Source organism: Paenibacillus sediminis, from assembly GCF_017873765.1.
GTDB lineage: Bacteria > Bacillota > Bacilli > Paenibacillales > Paenibacillaceae > Paenibacillus_AG > Paenibacillus_AG sediminis.
The window spans coordinates 103458-128317 of sequence record NZ_JAGGKP010000006.1; the positions used below are offsets into that span (position 1 = coordinate 103458).

Consider the following 24860-nt stretch of genomic DNA (forward strand, 5'->3'; position numbering starts at 1 on the left):
TTAAAGGTCATGATTAGCTAAATTTGCTTGGCCTCGTTACAACCCAGCCAATGTACAAGCGGTGCATGGTGCGCTAGGGAGGCGGTCGTCTAAATACACAAATAAAAAACCACAATGGATAAACAGCATTCCAATTGTTAGACACGACCTAACAATTGGAGTTGAGTTCACGAGAGGTTAGTCTCGTTTGTGGTCTAAATCATTATTGCATAAATTTCCTTACCATCAATTCACTGATAAAATACGAAACCCCATACACTACACCGAAAATGACCAATCTCCAATCGAAACCTAAACATAATAATCCGCCTAAAGCCACACAAAGGTATACCACAAAATTTAGTTTACTACTGTATCTAGATGTCAACTGACTTAATAGTAATTGGATTAATCCAAGGACAATACATGCAATCAGGTTTAGCGCAGGAAGCCCATACAATGTCTCGGAAAAAAAGAATACTGCCAAGATAACACTAGAAAACATAAAACCTATGACCAACGTTAATATAACACGCTTCATATCCTCACCTTTTGGGAGGGAGTAACAGCTCCCTCCTCCTTAATTTCATTATGGTTGATAATTTAGTGTATTGACATAAGTACCACGAGTGTACTCCCCAAACAGATTTACCTCCATTTATACTGATATATCCTTCATATGCAGGGAATTTATCAAGACTTAGTGTGGTCTTTACCTCACTTTTGTTAGTAATTTCAACAGTAGCCAAATAATCAATATCTGGTGCACCTGGAACCAGAGGATTATTCCAAGCCGTATGAGCTCCTATCTTTGTATAGTTAATTCCACCATTATTTGATAAGTTGTACTCACTGAAGTACATATCATCATTATCTTCTCGACCAGTCCTAATCACTTTGCCCGTATCTTGATCAATTTGATGAGTAGTTCCAACATAATTTAATCCTACTATTGAATTATAATCTAGGTTTACAACACCATATTGCAAGGTTCTAACTGCCATGTCATTGACACCAAATTGTCTGTCAGCTCCATCCCCCTAAACAAGGGCATACCGAACGTTTTTACCACGTAATAATACGTACTACGAGGGATATCTGCTAGCTGCAGAAGTGCTTTCACCGAGAATTCGTTCCTCAGTTCATAGACTACTTGCGCTTTGTCTTGTTTGGTGATTTGTCCTTGTTTTGTACTAAGGCATTCAACTTTTTTAAATACGCATTCTCCATATGCAAACGTTCTACCTCTGCTTGTAAAGCCTCAACAGACCCTTCTATTAACATTTGATTCTTCTGTTCTTTTGAATCCTTATTCATGGAGGGACGCCCCTTTTTCTTTGGTTGTAGGGCGCCTGTTCCATGTAATTCTAAGCTTCTTTGCCAGCTTAAAATGGTACTATGACTGGCAATATTAAATACCGCAGCCGTTTCTCTAACAGACGTCCCATGTTCGTTCATATATTTAAGTACGTCTAGTTTATCCTGTGCGGAATATGATGTATAGCCTTTTATAAATGCTTGTTCACCATGATGCTCAAATTGTCTAATCCAATTTATTAAGACAGAATGATGGAGCTTTAGAGAACTCGCAATTGTTTTCAAGATTTCTGATCCATGTTGATAACGTATAACTGCTTGTAACTTTTCATCTGCACTAAACTTAGCCATAGAAAAACTGCATCCCTAATGTTAGATGGTGTCTAACATTAGGAATGCAGTTCAGAGTTGTACACTCGCATGCGGCTTCTATTAATTGCAATTATTCCATATTCTTTTTTCTACTGAATCTTGATATCCATCCATCTTCCGTAAATAATTCACCCTTTAATCCATCACTTATCTCTTTTATAGAAATTGTCTCTCCACTTCCATTATCAAATGTTATGTCCACTGAATCCTCTTCTTCTAAAAACCATAAAAATTGACTCATTGCAATATCTATACTTCTAATCATTATCGCATTATTTCATCATGAGAGCATCCAAATTCTATTCTGACTAACCACATTAAAATAATATGGTAAACTATTAACCATCACATTAAAGTGACAAAGCGTCATTCTCATTCATCAAGAAGCTATGCTAATGACATAATCCTCTGCATTATAAAAAAAGAAACCTTGATTAGCACTAAGCCAATCAAGGTTCAAACATACTATGTTACTTTTTGTTTTCAATAAACGAGTTCTTAATAGGAGGGCTTGGTTCCCAACTAATTAATTTGATATGGTACTTTTCAAATAACTGATCTTCTTCGAGATAATCTTCCCCGCTTACATCACCCTTCTCATTCTTAACAAGCCATGCATTAGGAAAACTCGAGTTATTTTCCTTATACCATTCTGAATCATTCATATAGTAATCTGCACTACCTGGATAAAAGCCAATTTTCTCAAGTTCATTTAGTTTCTCTAAGATAACAAAATCCCCACTCACATTACCACTCGCTAATCGTTGTTTCCACTTGCGATATTTCCCACGCCCTTCATCTGCACCAAAACCATCAAATTCACATATTAAAGTATCCTGAATCACCTTTCGCTCTCCTTTAATTTCATACTCCAAACGAAACGGAAATTCTCCATATGTGATTTCAGGGCGTGGAGGATTTGGTTGTGATTGAATACCTATGAATATGAGAATCCAAGGCAAAGAAAAAAACGCTACGATAGCAATTACCAACAATAGCGGAATACCAAGTACTAGCAACCGTGTCTTCATTTTATTTATACCTCTTCTCCTTCAAAGCACTTATTACCGAATCCATCGAGTGATTAGCTATTGCCACTTTCGATTTTTCCTTCGCTTTATCATATAGTACCCACCATTGATTATACCCCTTATTTTCTCTAACATTATTCTCATCAAAGAAAACCTGCTGTTTTAAATAAACCGTTGTCCCAGTTGGTACTTCACCAAAAATTCCGTTTAAAGCTTCACCCGTAACAACATAATTCGTTACACTTGCGGTATAGTCCAGATCACTTAAACCATATCCGCGTAAATTTGGTATTGCGGGATTAAATGTAATAGCATTTTTATTATTGGCAACTGCATTTGCAACCGCCTCAGCTCCCCCTTTTGAATGCCCTACCATCGTTATTTCAGCATTCTTATGGTTAGCCACAAAATACTCGGATGTGAAAATCGAGCCTTTCATGTCGTTTGAGTCACCAAATGGTTGTTGGAAATTGTTGATCCAATCACTTACATTTTTACCACTTCCTTTATTAACCAGAGCATACTCGAATTTACCGTCACTTGTCATCCTTGAATATATCCCCATTTTCAGCCCTGGCCCTTCAGTATTACCTTTTACATCAATGAGTTTCCAACCATCAATTATATCTTTATTCTTATCGTTTGCTAACGTCGCTCCATAAATATGTTTCGCCATCACCGCTGCTTCCATTACTGTCGGAATATGTCCACTAGGGTCAGTGTAAATCAGTGGGTTATTATACACATACGTATATCGGTTCAAACTTAATGGTTCATGAATTAACCCTTCATATGTATCCTCTGTAATAAACCTTCCCGCATTCGGATTGTACCAGCGAGCATTGTAGTCCATCAGCCCCGTCTTCGGATCGATGTTCTGATTTGTGTAGCCTAGGGTGTTATACTCGGGTGTGAATGGCGTCATCATGCTGCCGAAGGCGTCATATCGGTACTGTTCCAGCGTCTCGCCTGTGCGGTCCGTGATATGTGTCACTGAGCCTAGCGAGTCGTTTAGGTAGTAGATCATATCGCCGCGAAGCATACCGTGAACCTGTGGGTTACTTGGTTTGTTTAGCTCTATGTCGATGTTATCGCGACCAGTGTATGTGAATGCTCTGCGAGAGATGATTTGACCATTGGCTTCGTAGTACTGAGCGACTGGATCCAGGTTTTCGTCGTATTCCTTCATGACGTTCAGACCATCGTTCAAATAGTACATCTGCTGCGTAGACAAATCTAACTCACCTGTTGCATTAGGTTGTTGTTGACGAGGATTGACATAGGATTCGGTGCGCGCCATCTTTTGCATGAAGGCATCGTAAGCGTACTCGACTTTCGATTGATCGTCGAACTTCGCGCAGTTACCCATTGCAATCCATCCCAACCTAGCAGATCAAATTGTTTTGGGTTCATGTCCAGCTTTTCTGTTGGGTAAATCGCGAATTTTGCTACTTGCTTGGCATCGCCAAATTCATACCAGACACGCTGTGGTACGCTTCCGCGATGCTCTCATCGCGTGTGGAAACAAAAATTCGGTCATGCTTTCTAGTTCAAGCCAGTAATTGAGGAACACGGGAAATCCATAAATGCAAATCGCGACCATAGCGAGTATCTTAAGAAAAATCAGTAACAATAAATCTGATAGGCATCATTCTAGATGGACAGAACTCCATATAATTGTACTTGAATTTATAACTACTGTTTGAAAACTTGCTTGCTTGCAGACTATATTTGAAATAAAGTGGTGGCTAACCATTTATCATTCTCAAGTGTTGCAACACTTTTAATTCTTTGAATGCCGGTTTGATTTCATTTGGAAGTTGATACATCCATATTGAAATCGCCGTTTATCCAGTACATCATGCACTTAAGCCGATTTTCGCTCTGCGAAAGTTGAGTTAATAACATATCCCTTTAGTTATTTTTTATCTTTAAAATATGTATTATGAATTTTTCTTATATTCATATAACCATATGTCACTTCCCTCTCTCCTAAATTCATGAGTCATATCTATCCAGTTGACGGGTCGAAAACAATGGTTTGATATAGGATAAACCTCAAATTTTGGATTGCTGTTCCATTTAAAATAATACCTATCATTTTCTTTACTGAATGTAAAAGTTCTTTCCAATTTCCCCGACATACTTTTATATTCACCAAGAAGCTCATATAGAGTCTTTTCATCCACCTGAACCTTTTGGGGCTTATAGGGTAATCTATAGTCTCCCCCAAACAATATTGACTCAATATCTTGTAACCAATCAATCTCAGCATCAATATTGCTTAAATAAATAATCGAATGCTTCGTTTCTGGATATCGTATAATCCGACTTCTATATCCTTCTACCCTTCCACTATGAAAAAATCTGGTTTTATTATTTCGTGTATCTATAAACCATCCATACCCATACTTGTCCAGATATTTTCTAAACATCAATTGTAGACTAGACTTAGATAATAATCTCTCTTCATATAATGCATTATCCCATTTAAGTAAATCAGCTGTTGTTGAGTATATCCCACCCGAGCAACTTAATTTGCCCATATCATAAAAAGGTGCGCATTTTAATATATCCCCTTCAACAACATAACCGTTTGCCTTAAATGGAATTATTGACCTATATATATCATATCCCGTGTCTGTCATTTCAAGCGGGTCAAATATCCGGTTATGCATACATTCTTCAAATGGTTGATCGGTTATTTTTTCTAAAATCATGCCTAAGAGGTGCCATCCAGAATTACTATATTTCCAATTGTTACCTACCTCAAAATCAAGTGGCTTGTTTTTATAAAGTTCTAGAAATTCATCATTTGTATAAGGGATTTTATCGTGGTATTTCTCAAAATCTATCACGCACTCGTAATAATCCGGTATCCCGGAAGAATGCGTTAAAAGATGATGTATATTGATGGTTTGGTATGAACGAGGTAGAAGGGGCATATATTTTCTAACACTTTCACAAAGACTTATCTTACCTTCCTCATACAGTATTAAAGTCAATGCTGCTGCAAATTGTTTTGATATAGAACCGATATAGAATTTAGTTTTCAATGTATTATCCACATTATTCTCAAAATTAGCCTTGCCGAAACTTTTCTTGAATAAAACGGTACCGCCTTGACTTATAAGTATATTTCCACTCAATGACCAAATTTCATTATATTTTTCAATGTATTGTACTAAGTTAAAAGGAACCGAATCATTCATGGAAATCCCTCATTTCTCCATTTCTTATTTAAATCCTCTTACTCGTAAGTTTATGTTTAAGATTACCGATCTCAGCACTTGGATCGATATCTTGGGCTGAATGGAATCATAAGCTGCGCTATTTTCGGGTAATTTTCGTTTCGGGATCCACAGGTCCGGCTTCGGGTTTATCGAATATTCACCTTTAAAATAGTTGATATAGTATTAATTGATAATGTTCGTCGATTTCCTTCTTTTACCTCCCCCTTTCAAATTTTTTTTAGATTGGTTATTCGCGTTTATCTTCATATTTCGCTAAATCCGGCAGCCTAAATTTAGTGACCAACAGCATGAAGAGACACAGCAACTTTATAATAGTTCTGTCAGAGTTTAACAAAGATATAGCGCTTTAATAAGATTCAAAGAATAATTCCATTTGATGAGACGCACCGCTGACTATGATTTTATTGACGTGTGATTAGCAAACAAAGCTTGGGAAACCTATATACTTCTATCAGATTAGCTAGTTAATAAAAAAACACCTGATTGCGGCATCAGGTGTTACTTAATATTAATCTATTTATTTCGTCAACAATCAGTCAATTCTACTATTTTCTAGCCTCTATTCCTCAGTCCTATCCCATCTGTACTACTCCCCAAACCTGCTCCACCACGGCATTTCTCAGCCCTCTGTATCATTCCTTATCAACAAAGCCACCGATTCTGCGTGAACCGTATGCGGGAACAGGATATCCCAGGATTATATGCAGGATTCCGCGAAATCCTTGATCTTAGACCTTTAGCGAGCCACGGAACCCCCTAGCAGCATAGTAGGATTCTGCTCCATTGTGGTATACAAAAACCGTGTCGTAGCGGCGATCGCAAAATAGAGCCCCGCCGAGCCTTCGAATACGGGCAGGCGTTTGAACCCAACTCGATGTTTTCATATCGAAATTTCCATGTTGTTGCAGTTCCCGGTATTGTTCTTCTGTTAAAAGCTCAATCCCCATGTCAGCTGCCATATCCATTGCATTATTATCCGGTTTATGTTCTTTCCTTGACTCCAACGCTTCACGGTCGTAACAAACGCTTCTGCGACCTTTAGGACTTTCCGCCGAACAATCATAGAAAATGTATTCGCCCGTCTTATTATCATAACCAACAACATCCGGTTCGCCGCCGGTTCTTTCCATTTCGTTGAGCGACCACAGTTTTGCTGTATTCGCTTCTAGCCTGGCTTGTAATTCGGCCCATTCAAGACCTTTGTGGCGGTTCAAGTTTTTCTCAAAGCGGGCTTTCAATGTTCGGAGCAGTTCTTCGCGTTGTTCAGATGACAATTCCATTGACATGTTCGTATTCCTCCCTTCAATGATCGCGGCATGACCACGGTACCGCATAAAGAAAGCCGAAGCATTGTTCACGGCAGGCAATGTTATCGGTAAACGCTGCATTAAAGGCTACTTCTTAATGAGCAGCACACAGCACTCCACGTGAACCGTATGCGGGTCAAAAAACGAGTTTTGTAGAGACTGTTATAGTCCGCTAAAGCCTTGATTTTACTGGTTTTTAGATGTTTGCATTATGTTCGATTAGGCTCATTTTGTTAGTTTAGGAGAGGTTTTCTCACCAATTTCACATCAACTATTCGCCAGTTTTAACACCAAATTTCACACCAGTTTTTACACCAGTTTGTCTGTTAAAAGTACATATACCCAGTTGAATTTTTCTGGGTACATGTTGAGTTAAAATACATGTACTGATCGAGAAACATATACTTTCTAATTTATTTAAAAGTTACATTCATCAATTTTATTGTTTAACTCAGCCCATCGTGCAGTTAGTAACTTTGCATAATCCAAAGAAAATAATCCTTAGTGTCCTAACGCATACCAATCATTGACTTCAATTAATAACTGAAGTTTTTAACATTCTTATCCCGCAAGACTTCATCTGTTTGAACTCGGATATTTTATATGAATATTGCCACTGCGCGAGAAAGAAATAAATCCAGATAATTTCCTATCCAGACGAGATTGGATATGATTTATAACTTTTAGTTTCTGGCTCAACATTAAAATTACAGCCAGGAAGTTAAGTTCAGCATCCTTTTTAGCCTTCATATGGTATTCATTCTCCTCCGAGTAAGAGAAGTCCATTTTCTTAAATATCGGGTTAACGAAATAATATAATTCTTTGAAGTAACTCTATAACTTTGTAATTTTCTAAGAATTGAATAGATTTAGTAAAGGTTTATATACTCCTTGAAGCACAATAAAAAATAACGCTCCTAAAGCAGCACCAATGAATGCACCGTTTACTCGAATACGTTGTAAATCGATTTCTACTTTACTCTCAATAAAATGAACTAACTTCTGTTCTGTAAAGTTACTCAACGTTTTCCGAACAATTTGACCGATTAAACTATGTTCAGAATCAATGATGCTATATGTAAACTCTTTTAAATATTTTTCTAACCAATCTTTCATACTCTCATTCGATTTGAACCATTCCCAATAGGTTTGCATAAAACTACTGATCCACTCTCTTATGTCACTGCTATTTACATTGTTCTTTTCTAGAATGAAATATTTAGAATCCGTACTATACATTAGTATATCCTTGAATTTTATTAACAGAGCTTCGATCGATGGAAGTAGGGATATCCTCTCAATAACTTCGTCCTTCCAAGAATTCACTGCCTTAGATACATCCGATCGATTTTGCAGGTTTGAAGCAAGCTTGTACACCATCTCTTCAATTAGTACACGAAGCTCATGTCTGGGATTGCTTAATTCACGAAGAAAATTTTGCAAATCATCATATAGAGCATCCGCTGCTTCTTCAAGGTTAAGGGAATCGGTTGACTCCGCAATTTTTACCACTGTTTTCTTAAAAAACTTTTTAAGTGAGTTCCCTTCATTTATATATTTGCTTTTTTCCTTTTCTAATAGTTTTTTAATAGCTCGTTTTACTTCATACCCCGATGCTCGGCTTGAAGCAGATTGTACAATCTTATCCAGCCATCCTTGGAAATCACCTTTTTCTAATGTCCATAGAATAGCCTTCCCCGCATAAGGCGCTACGTTAGTATTACTTAGTCCCTTTCGAGATTGAACGTCTATTAGCTGTGCTATTTCCTTTAAATCAAGTTTCGTCAAAAATCCCGATAAGAGGTTCCAGCCTTGCTCGGCTACTTGCCCTCCTGACGATCTACGCTCAATCCAGGAAATAACCTCTTCTACAATATGAATTTGCTCAACTTTTTCTTTAAGCATCTGTTTACTTAAAATCTCATTTTCCACCATATTTACAACGCCATCTACAAGCTTATTCCTGTTTTTAGGGATAATCGCGGTATGTGGGACCCACTTCCAACCAAAGGGGTGTCTAAATAAAACGGTGATAGCGAATAAATCAGCCAGCGCCCCCACCAATCCGGCTTCAAATGTGTACTGTAACATTCGCGGCCACCACTGTCCCGGATACAAATAAACAAAGCCGACTGATATTATAAATAAAAACGAGAGTAATGCTAGACTAAGGTTCGCTTTTTTCTTCATTGTCATTTGTATTTATGCCCCAATCCAAAATGTTGTTAGATACAAGATTGTGCCTACCAAAGCGCCAACCCCTATGCCGTTAAGTCGAATATATTGAAGGTCATTTCCTGCCCTCTCTTTAACTAGATTTATTAATTCCTGCTCGTTATAGTTGTTCAATTTTTCAAATACTACATCACCGATTGTATGATGTTTAGTTTCAATCCAGATTAATAAAACGGACTTAACATATTCATCTAAACGGGCAAGAGTTTCTTCATTACGTTCAATTTTCATAATTCCTTGTTGGATCTTATCTCCTATCCATGGGAATGGAACTGTATCTCCTTCAAAACTCATAGCAGCAGCTGTTTGACGATAGGATTCCAGAGCTTCTTGTATATATATATCGATATAGACTTGTTTTTTTAGTGTTTCTAAAAGTTGTTTCTTACCTTCTTCAATCCTGTTTCGTAATTCATAATCGGTTCTGAGCTTAATTACAAAATTCTCTACTATTTTTTTTAGTTCAATTCGGTAGGGATGAGAGGGTGATATCATCTCCTTTAATAACTTTTCTAAGAAATCTTGAACTTTGCTGCTAATGGCAGCTGGCTTTAAACCGCCAAGAGAATTAAAAATTTTCCTGCCGAACTTACCATTTTCATAAGAACTAATTGCCGAAGCAGTTAATTTCTCAAGTACAGAATGGAATTCATTTGTTTTAACTAATTTAATTAATTCTTGGATGATAAATTCGGTTATTTTTTCATCATATCCATTACTTATCGTCCAATCCCCAACGTCTGCAACTATCTCTGCAACTTGTACAGCATCCGAATGATCCAGTAAGAAGGATTGTAATGTTTTAGATAAGTCACGAATATCAACCTTTGTGATAATATCTCCTACCAGCTGCTGTAATATTTCATTTAGATCTTCTTTTCCTCCGTGTTCTTTCAGATAGTTCAAAATTACATTCGAAATGTTGTATTCACTAAAAATAGATTTTATATTATTAATTGTGAGTAAGTCATTTTGAACCATATGAATAAGCTCATCTATTAAACGGTTTTTATTTTTTGAAATAATATTTGTTCCTATCCACTTAGGCCATTTGATATTAAGCGGATTTCCAAATAAGGCACTCACGGCAAATGAATCCGCCAAGCCCCCTATTGCTGCAGCACTACATGTTGAAAATAATAACCCTGCAGGAAATGAATCATGAAAAGGAAACGCAGAAATAACTCCAATTATGGAAACCGCTAAGGCAGAGTCGGCGATTTTTTTGATGTTCATTCGATTGCTCCTCGTTCTCTAGAATGTAGCATTAAAGTAAAACATTATTTAATTCAACAAAATTCCACACCAGCATGCAGTACCCATTAAGGCAAGTGGTTCCGATAATTCCTCGCGTAAACGAGCGACCTCTTTACGATGCGATTCATTCACGTCTTTCAACAATTCTGACTAACTATCTAGGACAAGATCTAATCTTTTCTTCCGATCTACTCTAAATAAAACAAAAAGGAGCGTTAACTGCTCCTTGTAATAATTTTATACATTCTATCACACAGGTCTTTATTCCTGCTTAATCATGCGATTTTTGTAAAATAGTAGCGAATAGACCTAAGGAGTCCGTAAAGATCACTATCAATGATAATGACCTCACCTTCACTTTCCTCCTGCGTTCTAGCTGATGCCGTCTTCTTAATACTGCGATCATCCCAGAAGCCCTTCACCTCAATGTTATAGGCTTGATCATTCGCTGTCACATTGAAATCGGGAATGTAGGCTCCGTGATACACGTATTTGCCGCACAAAAGGATCGATCCTATTCTAGATCTTCCGTGTGCTTATGTGCATTTGTCAAAAAGTCGTGTTACGCACCATCCCCCACCAATTCGCCGCAAACCCTTTCTACTCCTGCATTTTCTCCAATTTCCCTCTTCTCCTCCAAAAATGCCTGAGTAAATAAAGTCGTCCTGCAAATCGGAGTAAAATCGGAGGCAAAGCAGAGAAAATCGTTGATAAAAAGGTAAATAAAGTCGAGTTGAAAAACAGGGGCAAAGCAGGGTAAAAGAAAGGGACTAGGGGAAGGGCATCGGAGAAGAGATCGGAGTGAAAATCGAGGAAAAGCTTGATTCATTAGGGGATTCGAGGCGTTTAAGATCTCCCCTTCTCCCTAATCCGCTTCCCTGAAATATGAAAAGAGCCGAGGAAAACAGGAGTGGATACCTGAGTTTCACTCGGCTTTTTGATACGACTTTATAGGCTCTGAGAGAACTTTATAAGCTTTGGGAGAGCTTTAATTTGCTTCTACACATCCTCACCAACACCGCTACCGATTTCACATGTGTTGAGACCGTGAAAGGAATATATTCAATAGGTTACTTACCAGATACACGTCCACCATTATAAATCGTTGGTCGTACTCCTCTATGCTTGTCACAACTGTCGTTTGGTTCCATTGTTTTTGAATTCACCGCACAAAAATTTTGCGTATTAAAGTAATAACAACTTCTGCATCTCATGGTTCTTTTACTCGATTTATTTTTCCACGAGGGCTTAAGTTTTGTCGGTTTTTTTGATGATTTTACTTTGGCTTTCGGCTGACTATTTGGGGTCTTGCTCGATTGTTGCTCACTTTGCTTAGAAGATATAGTTTCGATCATTTTATTTGTTGTAGCGATTTTGGCACTTAGTTCATCTAATCGTGTTTGAAAAGTTCCTAATTGCCTTTGCTCATAAGCTTTTTTATCATAAGTAACATTCAAAGACATTAATAATCCGTGAAATTCACCAACTACTTCATGAAAACCACCAGTTGTTGCCACTAAGTATGAATTGCCCTTATTTGTTAAGGGGTTTATTGTTCCTAAGGCTTCATCAAGATCAATTTTAACCACAAGTTTTTTCCTGCCATTAATAACTTCGACAGCGTACTCTATATTATCCATCGGATCAATATTTGACTTCATGATTTCTGTGCCATTAATTTTCATCATTTTTTCCAAGTCTGACATCATCTTTTGTAATTGTTCTTTTATCTCATCCACTAAGATCATCTCCTTATTTAATCATCCAAATCAAGGAAACTTGTGTTACAATACAGCTGAGACCTACAAAAGTCCCGATATATTTATAAGAGGAATCTCAATATGAAAACAAATGTCTTCCAACCAGCAGTAGAATGGATGAAGGAAAATAAATCAAACCTCTTTCCCCCAGTCTCTTTTCAAGATTACCTGAAAAAGAACGAATTGCCAATCGCAAATACCGCAGCATCCATCTCCGTCGATTCAATAGAAAAGTTAAATCCGCTATTACGATTCGAACAAACAATGGTGTTTCGATTAGGAGATTCGGGAACGGGTACTCAGTTCGCTTTGTTTCGATTACAACTGCAACTTATCAGGCCGCATTCTCCTTTTCACTTAAGTTGAGTTCTGAGGATACCACGTCCTTCATGCACAACAGAGGACAAGTTGAGATTTGATGCTATGTTTGTTGCAGAGAAAATAATCACCCGACACTATTCGTAATGGAAGCTAAGAGCGATACAACTCATAGGTCATTAGCAAAGCACAAGCTCGTTTACCCGATTCTTGCGATTTCAGAGAGCGTTTCTGCTGAAATACCTATTAATCCCGTCTATCTAAAAGTATTCGAATCTTATAATTTTTGGCATTTCCATATTATTGAGTGTTCATTTCCTGATCCAAGAAATAGTATTCGTGCAATTAACGAATTACGACCAAAATCACATACATATTTCCGAGTGCGGCAATAGCAATGTTTTTGCACGATTATAGAATAGGAGTGGGAATTTATAATGGCAGCAGGAACAATTGAAGCAAACAAAGAGATTCTCCAAAAAATATTTTCAGAAGATTTTTGGTTTCTTATCCCCGAGTATCAGCGCTCATATGTATGGCAAACTGATAATATTACTGAGCTTGTAGATGACTTGTATTTTGCTTTTGAACACAAGCCAGAAAATGATTACTTCCTCGGATCATTAGTTCTGAAGAAGTTTAAGGAAAGTACATTTCCAGAATATGAAGTATTGGATGGACAACAACGACTAACAACATTTTTTATCATGATGGCAGTGTTAAGAGATACCATTGATAACCCACAATATAAGAAAACACTGCATAAAAAAATATTCCAAGAAGAGAGTCCTCTTGAAAATATCCCCTCCAGAACTAGGCTAACTTACAAAATTCGAGATAGTGTAGAAGACTTCATCCATCAATTTGTTATTAAATTAGAAGGAACAAGCAATATAGATGCGCTGAAATCCTATTTAGAGAGCGACAACGTATCCATCTCAAATATGTCCAACGCCATCCTCGTTTTGCGTGAACAGATGCTAAAAATAAAACAAGAGCATGGTCTGGAAGAATTCGTGAAATTCATCTTTAACAAAGCACTATTCATTTATGTATCGACAGAAAATACCGAAGATGCATTCCGGTTGTTCACGATTCTGAATAATCGGGGAATCCCACTGACAAATGCAGACATATTGAAATCACAAAATATTGGGGCGCTGCCCACTGAAAAGGAAAAAAATAAGTACGCAAAGATATGGGAAGAAGTCGAAGGTAAACATGGAAATGATTTCGATCGTTTCTTGCAATTTATTAGAACGATCTTAGTACAGGAAAAAGCCAGAGCAAATTTGCTGGAGGAGTTCAATGAGAAGATCTATAGTGCCAAGCCTTCGCAACCACCTCGACTCCAATTAGGTAAAGACACGATTGACTTTATTAATCGATACAATGAGATATACGAGGAGATCATTGAACTACAAGACATTACTTTAAGTAATAGCTTTAAAAACCTACTTACCATCATGAAAATCGGTTTACGATCAGAGGACTGGATTCCGCCTTTAATGCATTATTATGCTAAGTATGGAACGAACCATTTGGAAGAATTCCTTAAAAAATTGGAGTATAAATTTACGGGGGACTGGGTCTGTGGAATTACTCCAACAATTCGATTAGATGCGATGAATAGCATTCTAAAAATGATCGATCAGACTTCGCAAAACCAGCTAGACAATTTACTAAAAGATAACCAATTATTTGAAATAGATGTTGAAGAATTTAAACGCAATATCCAAGGGAATATTTACAAAAAACAGTATGCACGACATCTGCTTCTGAAAGTAGAGTATTTATCTGGAGACAATACTGTCCATTTGTCGAACTACCAGTACATCACTGTTGAGCACGTTTTGCCTCAAAATCCACCAGATAATAGCCAGTGGAAACGAGATTTCAACGAAGAAGAAAGAAATACTTGGATTAATAAAATTGCAAATCTAGTCCTGGTAAGTCAAAAGAAAAATAGTGCATTAAGTAATCAGGACTTTGATATGAAAAAGAAGACATATCTAACTAAACGGATCGATGCTTTCCATGCTAATAAAGTCTTTATTGAGCAGAATTCAATTTGGACACCTAATGTTTTAATTAATAGGCAATCCCAATTAATTAAAATACTTTCTGAAGTACAGTAACCCAAAAACGCAACTTGCCACCCCTCCCATGAGAGTTAACATCGACACACTTAACTCGGGAGGGAATTTACTATGTCACATATACAGATTTTCCAATATGGTTTAGAGAAGCACTAAGCCGGAGATTCGATGAACAGGCAAATGCATCAGTCCCGTCTATAGTCTCCAAGTGTCCATATATGGATTCCTAACCGTTTTGCGATCTCCTCATCCGTAGCTCCTTCTCGCACCCAAATCGCAATATCCTTGAATCTAGGAACGACATTCAATTCATATTTTGTCAGTATTTTTGGCTTGTTTTTCTTGGGTTTATGGTTATTTTCAGCCATAATTACCTCACCTCCGTTTCAGGCACAAAAAAACCCATGCAATGAAATGCACAGGCAAATGAAAAATTTATCGAACTCTTGATCTGAAGGGAGCTTAAAGTAAATCTTTTTCACTAAACATCCACGAGTCATCGTAGATTTCCTTCCCATCTTTATCGATAAGGATACCTTCTCTGCTGGTAAACTTACGCTCAACTGTTGGATTAACTTTAATTAACCTCCTTAGTTTAAAATCTTTAAGAGGATTACCTGTACTCACAAATAAAGGATGACGAGGATCGCCATCAGTCAAAATATCTAAGCACTTCAACTGGTAATTTTTAAATAATGAAATTAACTCATCATCTTGATTCCTCTTATGAGTTTTTCCATTAGAACCCCAAGCAGCTACAATTAGATCTGCTCGTTCCAACGCTTCACGAATATTTGTTAGATTTTCTGAGCCTATTGCAATTTCCTTTTCAAGTTTATTCAATTCCGAAGGGTCTGTTGCCCTATATGCAAAAAGATTAACGACTTCAAATGAGCCATATTCCCATTTCTTCGTGAATCTAATACAAGCCTCAATAGTACGATCATCTTTTTCATGATCTGCCGTGCTAGGATTAAGCATAATCCATAGTGCTTTAGGCTTTGTTAAATCCCATTCTCGCCGTAACAAGTATCTATAGATTCCAGTAGAGTCGATAATAGCTTCCCTTTTCAGAATAATTCCTCCCCTAAGGATTTAATACTATAATTATACATCGGAAATAAGAATACTTCGAATCGCAAGTAACGAAATTACACAAGATTACGACCAATATCTCCTATGACGGTTATAGAACAATCTCACTCATTCTTAGTATTTCATTGTTGCAACAACATCCTGATAACCAATCTTCACACCACCCCTAACCAAATATACTTTACTAACCCCGCGAACATGGGCAATATATCGATTCACAATTACATCTGCATATTTTGGGTCAAGTTCAATCGTATAGCAAATCCGATCAGTTTCTTCACAGGCAATCAAAGTGGAAACTGAACCTCCAAATGGATCGAGTACAATATCGCCAATTTTACTGGAATTTTTGATCGGATATGTAATCAACGGAACAGGCTTCATTGTTGGATGATATTCATTCCGAAATGGGCGATCAAACTGCCACAAGGTTGTTTGCTTTCTGTCACTGATCCAGTAATGTCCAGCAGTCGGTTTCCAACCGTACAATACAGGCTCATGCTGCCAATGATAGTCCCGTCTGCCCATCACCATTGTTTGCTTCGTCCAAATACAACACTGTGCCAGTTTGAAGCCAGCTTCGATAAACGCCTTCCTAAAATTTAATCCTTCTGAATCCGCATGAAACACATAGATACTCGCTCCGTCATCAGCCGCTTCATACATTCTTGTATAAGCTGCCAATAGGAAATTATAAAACTGGTTATTGTCCATCTTGTCATTTTCAATTTTTAGCGCATCTTTCGTTTTGCCGGTATAATCCACGTTGTAAGGTGGATCAGTCACAATCAATTTGGCTTTCTCACCATCCATCAACGATGCGTCATTTTTTGCGATTGTTGTTTAAAAGAAAAGAAGCCGATAATCTGCAATCACAGACAACAGCTTCATTTTGATTTTATTGTATCTGCCGCGCGGCGCATTCTACAATTCCCTTTACATATTAAACGATCCAAAATGTGCAATTACACCTCAGATAATAGTTTCCATCAATTTTTACAGATTCATTATTAAACTTTTCCACTTTCCCAACAGTATCTAATTTTTCAGCAATCCAAACTTCAACATTACGTTGATGTTATAGAACGTTGAAAGTCTGAATCTGTTTTTATAGGTTTTTTTCTAATCATGTTGGTCTGCCCTTTCTTAAATTAAGGCTTAGTCAAATGGCTTCCCCGACAATTTCCGAACAACTTCACAAAACTTCTTCCACTCAGGCGGATAGGCATTGCTGCCATTTATGTGAATACTTTTTTCGGACAACTGAATCTCCAAGCTCCACTGCGTTCCATCAAGAATATGATGATCGATGTATTCTTTATCCCAACTCAAGATGTTACATTCCCTTAGCCCATTTCGAACCAATGTTATTCCTTCAGCATCCATATTCAAGATGATCGGAGGTTCAAAATACTCACCTTCAGTGCTCCAAGAAATGTGTCCATTCACTAAGTCAGCTTTAAACTTGTAACTCGATCCAAAGTATCCGCCTATAGAAGCTTCGATTTTTTTGATATTGTTATAATCCTGATTCAATAGCTACAACTCCAATCCATTCAAAAAATCACGCAAAGCAACAATCTCTTCCTTGGACAATGTGATACCTTTGCCCATCCTTTCATAATCTTCTGACCAGTCACGAATATCATACTTAGCTTCTTTATCGTTCCAGCTTATACTTCTCAGTTCCTTTGTCCAATCCTTTGAAGATTCCGACAATCTGCCGTGTATTTGAGTTACTTTATATTTGAATTATGCCATTTCTCCACATTGTACTATCTATTTTAAATTTATTAAATCTTTCCACCTACTCCCTTAAACTTATCTACAAAGGCAGAGATTTTCTGAAAAACGCTCTGCTTTTTTGTTAAATACTGAGGATTAAGAGGACTCATTTTAGGAAGAATTTCATTAAGCTCCGTTCCATTTTCACTGGCATATTCTCTTTTTAATGAAGTTAAAATATATCTTTTTGCAGCCTCTTCATTAAGATTTTCAGTATTAATCAATTCTTCTGCTCACGTTTTTGCTCAGTTTGAGCAAATGAGAAGAAGGCATCAATAATACTTGCTTTATCTTGAATATTGTCTAAATCTGTTTGATTGATAAAATCGACTACTAAACTTTCTTTCGCACGGTTCCCCACACTAGAACGAATTAAGCGACGAACTTCTTCAACCAAGGATGCTTTATCTTTTACTTTTTTGTTATGCTCAAAAATAAGTTCAAGAATGTAATCTAAATTGATCTCTTGGGATTTTAAAAGATCTACTTCAAAGACAACATCATCCCAATCAATAGAGGAATTATCTTTTTCTTTTCCAGTTCTTTCACGACGAAGCCAATCACGAATATCATTATATGAAGAACGATAATCTTGAATAGCTCTTTCTTCTAACACTTGAATCTCTTGCATAACAGCTATATCTTCATCCGTTACATAGTGAGTAGACTTAAAATTTTCCAAAGCCTTCCGCAATTAATACTTTCTATTTTCTAGACACTCATATGAATTATATTTTCGGCGATTTCTTGATTCCTTTTCATACTAATCCCATCTCTTTGTTCAACTGCAAGAGGATGTTCCGTTGGTTCTACTTCTATTAATGGTCTAATACCTATCTTTGTGAGTATGTACCATTGTTTTTAGATTCAATGTCTCTTCTGAATAACATGGAATAGTAGTCTATAACCAACCGAACATTGGTTCTAGCTCATTTTCTCTACCCTTCTTAGTCCAGCATGATACTGCCTTTTCAAAATTTTCTTTACTAAGAGAGACCCAAACATCCCAAAACGAAAATCTTTTTATCTTCCTTTACAGGTATTTCAATGTTACCACGGATGAAGTAATGCTGGTCATCCATAAAATTCAGAATCAAGAGTAAACCTTGTTTCTCTTTCTTCTGGTTTTGTTTGAAACCAATAATATGGAGCATTACTACCATAACTCATTGGAAGTTCATCATGCTTTTTGCCACAACACGAACAGATATAACCATTGCTTTTCTTCTTAAAAAAGTTCATCAAATAGTTCTTCTCCCATCACTAAAATTACTCCTTTATTCAAATTTAATACCTTTTTTAGTGTGTTAAGGTAATCGTTTAATGCGGCATTAAAATCAATGTCATCATCTATGTTTTCAAAATACTTCCACAGCATCAATTCTTCTGTATTTTTATGTATTACTTCAAAATCCATCTCTCTTGACTTGTATACAATTACTTGACCCATGCAATGTTCTGACTCTTGAATTATTCTAATGAATGGCTTTGCTAAGAGTTCAATATTTTCTACATTTGCCATTACAAATTCAGTTGATATACCTTCATTTTTTAATGATTCAATATTATCTTCAACCCACACCTTGAATTTTTGTCTTATCATTATTCACCAGCCTTAAACGAAATCGTGCTTTCAATACAATTCTCTGGACTTATTAAGCCATTCTTCATTATTCCAAAGTACAGGCAATGCTCCCACAGATTGTATATGTAACCGAGGGTCATTGGAATGCAAAAAAGCCATCAATTTCTTTTGATTTTCGACAAGTAATCTCCAAGAATTATTTTGGATAATATTTAGCACATGATACGCAGTATCTTTATCTCTTTCATTGAATTTATCGAAGTTCTTGAAGACTAATACGAATCCTTCATTGCTAGGGACAATGTCGGAAAGGCAATCATTAAAAGCATCTAGGTTTTTACCATAGTAATCGGGGAACTCAAGAGTATTACCTAATTCCAAAAGACAAGCATTCTTATCCCATGACTCACAATCAAAGAGATATACGTCAAATCCTTCTTCTCTTATATTTTCAACATACATTTCTAGTATGCTTTGTCTCCAAAACATAACGATAGAACCGTTTATCATCAACGATTTCCATAATGCTTCTTCTCGTTCCATCTATCTAACCCCCAAACAACTTTCATCAGAACAACGACCTAAACCCATTGTACCATATGTTGGTATTTTTCTTTTCGTATCGTTAATATTTTTACGTCTGGTTGCTGAGTAGATGTGTACTGCCCGATATTGATAACAGAGACATTCATTTAGCTGTAAACCACCCCCGAGTGTCCTATGACAAACTCCCGCTCCCTTGTGAAGACAAAAAAATACCCTCTCAATTAAGAGAGGGCAATCCCACATTAACTTCTCATTCGTTATTTCCGTTCCAAACCAACAGTGAGCAGCACTCCACATGCAACGAGCGGGGTGGATTGATGTCTTTTACATTGTCGGTAGTCGGGAACAAGTCAAAGGCTCTTTTTGCACTATCGGTAGGCGGGAACATGTCGACTACACTTTTAGTTATTGTTCTTACATTTCTGTAACTTCGCGGCTACACGTTGGCAAGCCAATTTTTCCGGCGAGTCTTTGGATAAAACAGGAATAAACGTATTCTTTAACTTTTCAGCAAGAACAAGCAAATTAAATGGTTTTTTTGTTTCGAACCTATCTGTTTCATTAATATGACTATCAATTATGTTCCAAAATGTCTCCGTTTTAATGATATTCATTATTTTATCGATGATAGTATCCCAATATCCCATCGGTGTTTTCATACATCCAATTTCATCTAAATAATCTGACGGCTTTTTGAGTAGATCTAAATATTTGAAATCTGCGATACTCATACACGAAACCATCTCATAGATTAGTGTTGATGCCAGTACGTTTATATCTTCACTTTTTTTATTATCAAGTGCATCTGATATCATCATCAATATTTTATACTTTTCGTGTGATATCTCATAAATCCATGAAATTACAGTATTCAAATCAAGTATCAATTCATTGGCTAAGTGTTCCAAATTATCTGTTTCTATTAATCCAGTATGTGCAATTTCATTTCTTATCTCTGGGATTTCAAACATATAATACGGATATACGGATAACATTAATATATGATTATCACGGAACGATTTATCTACTTTCTCAACCAAAGTTCCTGCCGAACCGCTCAGTTCATTATTTTTCAACACATTACAGCAGTCATAAAACAACCCTTCAATCTGCAATATTGCAAGAGATATAAAAGATTGCCATTTTTTCTCCGCATATAAGATTTTCAAAGTATTAAATACTTCCAACCGGCGTTTCATTATATTATGTACTTCTATTCTTTCACATAGGTAGTCCAATACATTATTTTCAACTACAATTCTGCTTATTTCCACCTGATATGCATTGAAGTTTTCATTCTTTAGTTTTATATAACTATTTATTACATCTATAAAATTCTCTAATTTTACTCCAGGAATAAATCTAATTTTTGCTTCTGTTGAAAAGTCGTAGTTGGGATCGTAGTATTTTTTGAAAAAGCCGTATTCATAGCAACTTTGTAGCATCAAATTAAGTAATTTATCGTCCTGCCGAGTAACATAATTTCCAGACTTATGTTCTATTAAATAATCCAGTAATCCGGTACTGAGAAATTGTATTATTTCATCTCTTGCTTGCTTATTTAAATTAGCAAAGTACCTTAACTTCCTATGTTCGTAGTCTTTCTCAGCTGGGATAGAAGCATCTAATTGTTTCAGATATTGTAAACGCTCGTTTATCTCACATAGATCAGCTATTATCTTCTGGGATATATAAATATAATTAGAAACAAAAACCTCTTTATCAAGATCGATTTCTTCTATTCTAGGGGTTATTATTAAAGATAATTTTTCACATAGTTCTTCTTTTGTTAGAGGAACGGCTTTCTCAACCTTAGGAAATATTTCTAAAAAATCCTTTATCCTTTTATTAATTTCGTCCACTTCTTTTCATTGCCTCCTATCAACTCATAATGAGTTCCATTTCTACATAAATCACTCTTCAATTTTCCAATGAGAGTTGTTTATTATCTCATATAAGATTTGAATTATTCTAGGAGCGTAGCTTTCAAATACTATTGTCCAAGTTCCTGGTTCTGCAAAGGGAAGAGCTTTACCATCAGTACCTTCTAAACAATATTGGTATGCATTTCTATGTGTCATGATATTTCTTATGCCTCTAATACCAGATTCTTTGCTAGCTAAAAAATCATAATGATGATGTATAAAATTTTGTGTCAAGCATTTAGTTAGACCAAAAGAAAAAGGTAGGGTATTCTCTGATTTGGCAAAAATCTTAGAGAAAGGAGTACCCTACCTATGTCTAAAAGTATATCGAATATAGATTGGATGAATCAACTGGAAAACGTTATTCGTGAGTTTGTAAAGGAAAAATTAGAGCTGATCATGAAGGAAGAAATCCAGACTTTCCTCGAAATGGAACAAGAGGGAACGTCGAATAGAAGAAACGGCTATTACCATCGAAACCTAGACACGCAGTATGGTCGTATCGAAGGCCTTTCTGTTCCAAGAGACCGAAACGGGGAATTTCAAACGCAGCTGTTTGCCCCTTACCAACGCCATACGGGCTGGCTCGAGGAAGCCATCATCAAGATGTATCAAAGTGGTATGAGTACGCGTGAAATTGGCAAGTTTATTGAACGAATTTTAGGCAAGGCCTATTCTCCTTCAACGATCAGTCGTATGACCGATATCGTGAAAGAAGACATTGAGAAATGGCACAAACGTCCCCTGCACAAACGTTATTCTGTCTTATATTTAGACGGCTTGTATGTAAAACTTCGTCGCGATACCGTGGAGAAAGAAGTGATTTATGTGGTGTTGGGGGTCAACGAAGAAGGATATCGCGAAATTCTTGATTTTTTCGTAGGAGGACAGGAGAGTGCCTATGGATGGCAAGAGATTCTTCAACAGCTCTACAAAAGAGGCGTACAGGAAGTGCTTCTGGGCGTATTTGATGGCCTTCCGGGGCTAGAGGAAGCCTTTAAGGCTGTTTATCCGAAAGCCGATGTGCAGCGCTGTGTCGTTCACAAAGTACGTAATACCTTAAATCGTGTTCGGAAAAAAGATCAATTTGAAGTGGCAGAGGATCTCAAACTGATTTATCGCGCACCGAATAAGGAGATTGCGTTACAGATGTTTCAACAGTTTGAGTCGAAATGGTCGAACAAGTATCCGAGAGAAGTTCAATCTTGGGCCAATGAGTTGGATGTCCTCCTTACATTTATGGATTATCCAAGCAGTATTCGAAGTGTGATTTACACGACCAATGCCATTGAACGAACGATCAAAGAGATTCGGAAACGTCTAAAGCCGATGAACAGTTTGAGTAGTTTAGAAGCCGCTGAAAAAGTCGTGTATTTGACCATCCAAGATTTTAATGAGAAATGGGCAGGGCGAAAGTTGCGAGGATTTGCCGAAGCACATGAAGCCCTTCAACAAATGTTTGAAAAACGTTATAACTAACCAAATATTGTAAATGAACAAAATAAAGGGATTCTCCCTTTCCACAGTAGAGACTGAATATTCAGTCTCCTGTGTAGAGGAAATCGAACCCCTATCCATTCCAAATCCATTTCAGAGATATCCTATCTATCTTACATAACACAAAATTCTTGACGGTACCTCTTTATTTTATTCCTCATTGTGTTAAAGCATCCTTAAGTTGAACAAGACATTATCGCATTATTAATGTTATATAGTTAATGAATCATCTTTAATGTTTGTCAGAGAGGTTTGTTTTTTAATAATAATTACAAATAGGCTTGCTACTAAGCAGAATATTCCTGCCAAGAAAAATGCCCAAGAGTATGAATCGAATATTTTATAAATTAGTCCACCACCATAGGCTGCGACTGCTGCACCAGCCTGATGTGAAGCAAAAATCCAGCCATACACTATTCCACTCTTTTCAATTCCAAAGACTGTCCTTGATATGCCAATAGTTGGTGGTACGGTTGCAATCCAATCTAATCCGTAAAATACAGAAAAAATAATGAGTAAAGTGAAGGAGCTCTCAGATAACGCAATTGGAAGAAAAACAAGTGATACGCCTCTTAAGCAGTAGTACCAAAATAATAACCATCTATTATCAAAACGGTCTGATAACCAACCTGAAAGAGTTGTTCCTACCAAATCAAAAACTCCCATAAATGATAATAGCGATACGGCTGTAACCAAAGGTATGCCGTAACTGATACAATAAGAAACAAAGTGAGTACCGATTAATCCACTTGTTGAAAGTCCACAGATAAAGAAACTACCCGCTAACAACCAAAATTCTTTCACTTTTATTGCTTCATATAAACCGTTGAAAGCAATAATAATCGGATTTTTCTTCTGTTCTTCTATATAATCTTCTGATTCCTTTTCAAGACCAAAGGGAAGAATACCAATATCTCTTGGAGAATTTTTTATAAAAAGTAAAATGATTACTAGGATGATTACACTAAGTACCATAATTAAGGCAATCGCCCAACGCCACGAATATTTTTCTATAATATCCGCTAAGATTGGAAGAAGTATTAATTGACCAGTTGCTGTACTTGCTGTTAATATTCCTAACGCAAGACCCCTTCTTTTTTCAAACCAATGATTTGCAACATAAGGACTTAGTACGGTTAAAAATAACCCTGAACCCAATCCTATAATAATGCCCCAGATGATAATGAGTTGCCACGACTGTTGCATAATTAGGGTAAGCAAAACCCCTATTAATAGTGTTGACATAGATACAATCATTATTTTTTTTAAACTAAGCACTTCAATTAGTGCAGCCATAAAAGGACCTGATATACCATATAAAAATAAACCAACAGCAAAAGCTAGTGAAATAATTGAACGGTCCCAGCCAAATTCATTCTCGAAAGGTTCTATGAAGACCCCTGAAGATGACCTTACAATTCCAGCCACAATAATTGAGAAAAAAGTAATAATTAAAATAATCCAACTATAATGAATACGATTTCGAATCAAAATCTCA

Annotated in this window: 22 protein-coding genes and 4 pseudogenes; 4 read left to right on the forward strand and 22 right to left on the reverse strand. The window is 36.7% G+C overall.

Annotation, left to right across the window (positions count from 1 at the left end):
* Positions 1-524: 524 nt before the first annotated feature.
* The 11 genes and pseudogenes from J2Z20_RS12545 to J2Z20_RS12595 all read right to left on the reverse strand — a co-directional run.
* Positions 525-986, reverse strand: a pseudogene (locus J2Z20_RS12545) (hypothetical protein); the annotation flags it as partial.
* 41 nt (positions 987-1027) lie between these two features.
* Positions 1028-1647: pseudogene (locus tag J2Z20_RS12550) on the reverse strand (transposase); the annotation flags it as partial.
* Positions 1648-1738: 91 nt separating this feature from the next.
* Positions 1739-1909, reverse strand: a complete 171-nt coding sequence (locus J2Z20_RS12555) for a hypothetical protein (protein ID WP_209850635.1) — start codon at positions 1907-1909, stop codon at positions 1739-1741.
* A gap of 229 nt (positions 1910-2138) precedes the next feature.
* Positions 2139-2699 (reverse strand): hypothetical protein, encoded by a 561-nt coding sequence (locus J2Z20_RS12560; protein ID WP_209850638.1) that lies wholly within the window; start codon positions 2697-2699, stop codon positions 2139-2141.
* 1 nt (position 2700) lies between these two features.
* Positions 2701-4068 (reverse strand): RHS repeat domain-containing protein, encoded by a 1368-nt coding sequence (locus J2Z20_RS12565; RefSeq protein ID WP_209850641.1) that lies wholly within the window; start codon positions 4066-4068, stop codon positions 2701-2703.
* Between the two features lie 574 nt (positions 4069-4642).
* Complete coding sequence (locus J2Z20_RS12570) at positions 4643-5911, reverse strand: serine hydrolase domain-containing protein (protein ID WP_209850644.1); 1269 nt, start codon at positions 5909-5911, stop codon at positions 4643-4645.
* Positions 5912-6681: 770 nt separating this feature from the next.
* Positions 6682-7239 (reverse strand): DUF4256 domain-containing protein, encoded by a 558-nt coding sequence (locus J2Z20_RS12575; protein ID WP_209850830.1) that lies wholly within the window; start codon positions 7237-7239, stop codon positions 6682-6684.
* Positions 7240-8112: 873 nt separating this feature from the next.
* Complete coding sequence (locus J2Z20_RS12580; RefSeq protein WP_209850646.1) at positions 8113-9456, reverse strand: DUF445 domain-containing protein; 1344 nt, start codon at positions 9454-9456, stop codon at positions 8113-8115.
* Between the two features lie 6 nt (positions 9457-9462).
* Entirely contained in the window at positions 9463-10731 is a 1269-nt protein-coding gene (locus J2Z20_RS12585) for a DUF445 domain-containing protein (RefSeq protein ID WP_209850648.1), read from the reverse strand.
* 296 nt (positions 10732-11027) lie between these two features.
* Complete coding sequence (locus tag J2Z20_RS12590; protein ID WP_209850650.1) at positions 11028-11255, reverse strand: hypothetical protein; 228 nt, start codon at positions 11253-11255, stop codon at positions 11028-11030.
* A 567-nt stretch (positions 11256-11822) separates the two neighbouring features.
* Positions 11823-12491, reverse strand: a complete 669-nt coding sequence (locus J2Z20_RS12595; protein ID WP_209850652.1) for a hypothetical protein — start codon at positions 12489-12491, stop codon at positions 11823-11825.
* Positions 12492-12593: 102 nt separating this feature from the next.
* Here J2Z20_RS12595 and J2Z20_RS12600 point away from each other — a divergent pair, with 102 nt between their 5' ends.
* From J2Z20_RS12600 to J2Z20_RS12605, 3 genes are all read left to right on the forward strand, one after another.
* The gene (locus J2Z20_RS12600) at positions 12594-12878 is read left to right on the forward strand and encodes a hypothetical protein (RefSeq protein WP_209850655.1); all 285 of its coding nucleotides are present in this window, start codon (positions 12594-12596) and stop codon (positions 12876-12878) included.
* Between the two features lie 98 nt (positions 12879-12976).
* Positions 12977-13225, forward strand: coding sequence for a hypothetical protein (locus J2Z20_RS18370; RefSeq protein WP_415640023.1), 249 nt, complete (start codon positions 12977-12979; stop codon positions 13223-13225).
* 42 nt (positions 13226-13267) lie between these two features.
* Positions 13268-14968, forward strand: a complete 1701-nt coding sequence (locus J2Z20_RS12605) for a DUF262 domain-containing protein (RefSeq protein WP_209850658.1) — start codon at positions 13268-13270, stop codon at positions 14966-14968.
* 146 nt (positions 14969-15114) lie between these two features.
* Here the strand turns inward: J2Z20_RS12605 and J2Z20_RS12610 are convergent, their stop codons facing one another.
* The 10 genes and pseudogenes from J2Z20_RS12610 to J2Z20_RS12655 all read right to left on the reverse strand — a co-directional run bounded on the left by J2Z20_RS12610 (position 15115) and on the right by J2Z20_RS12655 (position 21802).
* On the reverse strand, positions 15115-15297 hold the full coding sequence (locus tag J2Z20_RS12610) for a hypothetical protein (RefSeq protein ID WP_209850660.1): 183 nt from the start codon (positions 15295-15297) through the stop codon (positions 15115-15117).
* Between the two features lie 94 nt (positions 15298-15391).
* Complete coding sequence (locus J2Z20_RS12615; protein ID WP_209850663.1) at positions 15392-15958, reverse strand: DUF1643 domain-containing protein; 567 nt, start codon at positions 15956-15958, stop codon at positions 15392-15394.
* A 180-nt stretch (positions 15959-16138) separates the two neighbouring features.
* On the reverse strand, positions 16139-16837 hold the full coding sequence (locus J2Z20_RS12620) for a DNA-methyltransferase (protein WP_415640022.1): 699 nt from the start codon (positions 16835-16837) through the stop codon (positions 16139-16141).
* A 345-nt stretch (positions 16838-17182) separates the two neighbouring features.
* Positions 17183-17560, reverse strand: a complete 378-nt coding sequence (locus J2Z20_RS12625; RefSeq protein ID WP_209850666.1) for a hypothetical protein — start codon at positions 17558-17560, stop codon at positions 17183-17185.
* Positions 17561-17563: 3 nt separating this feature from the next.
* Entirely contained in the window at positions 17564-17743 is a 180-nt protein-coding gene (locus J2Z20_RS12630) for a YdbC family protein (RefSeq protein ID WP_245252306.1), read from the reverse strand.
* Positions 17744-17817: 74 nt separating this feature from the next.
* A pseudogene (locus tag J2Z20_RS18375) lies at positions 17818-18440 on the reverse strand (type I restriction endonuclease subunit R, EcoR124 family).
* Positions 18441-18520: 80 nt separating this feature from the next.
* A pseudogene (locus tag J2Z20_RS12640) lies at positions 18521-19051 on the reverse strand (DUF2199 domain-containing protein).
* Positions 19038-19412, reverse strand: a complete 375-nt coding sequence (locus J2Z20_RS12645; protein ID WP_209850669.1) for a hypothetical protein — start codon at positions 19410-19412, stop codon at positions 19038-19040. Before J2Z20_RS12645 ends, J2Z20_RS12640 begins: the two are co-directional and overlap by 14 nt.
* A gap of 30 nt (positions 19413-19442) precedes the next feature.
* Positions 19443-19937, reverse strand: coding sequence for a barstar family protein (locus tag J2Z20_RS12650; protein WP_245252312.1), 495 nt, complete (start codon positions 19935-19937; stop codon positions 19443-19445).
* Between the two features lie 404 nt (positions 19938-20341).
* Positions 20342-21802 carry a hypothetical protein gene (locus tag J2Z20_RS12655; RefSeq protein WP_209850672.1) on the reverse strand — a complete coding sequence of 487 codons (1461 nt, stop codon included), beginning with the start codon at positions 21800-21802 and terminating at the stop codon, positions 20342-20344.
* Between the two features lie 375 nt (positions 21803-22177).
* Here J2Z20_RS12655 and J2Z20_RS12660 point away from each other — a divergent pair, with 375 nt between their 5' ends.
* The gene (locus tag J2Z20_RS12660) at positions 22178-23344 is read left to right on the forward strand and encodes an IS256 family transposase (RefSeq protein ID WP_209850675.1); all 1167 of its coding nucleotides are present in this window, start codon (positions 22178-22180) and stop codon (positions 23342-23344) included.
* Between the two features lie 228 nt (positions 23345-23572).
* Here J2Z20_RS12660 and J2Z20_RS12665 read toward each other — a convergent pair whose 3' ends face one another.
* Positions 23573-24853 carry an MFS transporter gene (locus tag J2Z20_RS12665; RefSeq protein ID WP_245252314.1) on the reverse strand — a complete coding sequence of 427 codons (1281 nt, stop codon included), beginning with the start codon at positions 24851-24853 and terminating at the stop codon, positions 23573-23575.
* Between the last annotated feature and the right edge of the window lie 7 nt (positions 24854-24860).

What these genes read in the sequence shown, in the direction of transcription:
- J2Z20_RS12555 (WP_209850635.1), bottom strand. Translation starts at nt 1,909, where the DNA reads ATGAGTCAATTTTTATGGTTTTTAGAAGAAGAGGATTCAGTGGACATA.
- J2Z20_RS12560 (WP_209850638.1), bottom strand. Translation starts at nt 2,699, where the DNA reads ATGAAGACACGGTTGCTAGTACTTGGTATTCCGCTATTGTTGGTAATT.
- J2Z20_RS12565 (WP_209850641.1), bottom strand. Translation starts at nt 4,068, where the DNA reads ATGGGTAACTGCGCGAAGTTCGACGATCAATCGAAAGTCGAGTACGCT.
- J2Z20_RS12570 (WP_209850644.1), bottom strand. Translation starts at nt 5,911, where the DNA reads ATGAATGATTCGGTTCCTTTTAACTTAGTACAATACATTGAAAAATAT.
- J2Z20_RS12575 (WP_209850830.1), bottom strand. Translation starts at nt 7,239, where the DNA reads ATGTCAATGGAATTGTCATCTGAACAACGCGAAGAACTGCTCCGAACA.
- J2Z20_RS12580 (WP_209850646.1), bottom strand. Translation starts at nt 9,456, where the DNA reads ATGACAATGAAGAAAAAAGCGAACCTTAGTCTAGCATTACTCTCGTTT.
- J2Z20_RS12585 (WP_209850648.1), bottom strand. Translation starts at nt 10,731, where the DNA reads ATGAACATCAAAAAAATCGCCGACTCTGCCTTAGCGGTTTCCATAATT.
- J2Z20_RS12600 (WP_209850655.1), top strand. Translation starts at nt 12,594, where the DNA reads ATGAAAACAAATGTCTTCCAACCAGCAGTAGAATGGATGAAGGAAAAT.
- J2Z20_RS18370 (WP_415640023.1), top strand. Translation starts at nt 12,977, where the DNA reads ATGGAAGCTAAGAGCGATACAACTCATAGGTCATTAGCAAAGCACAAG.
- J2Z20_RS12605 (WP_209850658.1), top strand. Translation starts at nt 13,268, where the DNA reads ATGGCAGCAGGAACAATTGAAGCAAACAAAGAGATTCTCCAAAAAATA.
- J2Z20_RS12610 (WP_209850660.1), bottom strand. Translation starts at nt 15,297, where the DNA reads ATGGCTGAAAATAACCATAAACCCAAGAAAAACAAGCCAAAAATACTG.
- J2Z20_RS12620 (WP_415640022.1), bottom strand. Translation starts at nt 16,837, where the DNA reads ATGGATGGTGAGAAAGCCAAATTGATTGTGACTGATCCACCTTACAAC.
- J2Z20_RS12645 (WP_209850669.1), bottom strand. Translation starts at nt 19,412, where the DNA reads ATGATAAGACAAAAATTCAAGGTGTGGGTTGAAGATAATATTGAATCA.
- J2Z20_RS12650 (WP_245252312.1), bottom strand. Translation starts at nt 19,937, where the DNA reads ATGGAACGAGAAGAAGCATTATGGAAATCGTTGATGATAAACGGTTCT.
- J2Z20_RS12660 (WP_209850675.1), top strand. Translation starts at nt 22,178, where the DNA reads ATGTCTAAAAGTATATCGAATATAGATTGGATGAATCAACTGGAAAAC.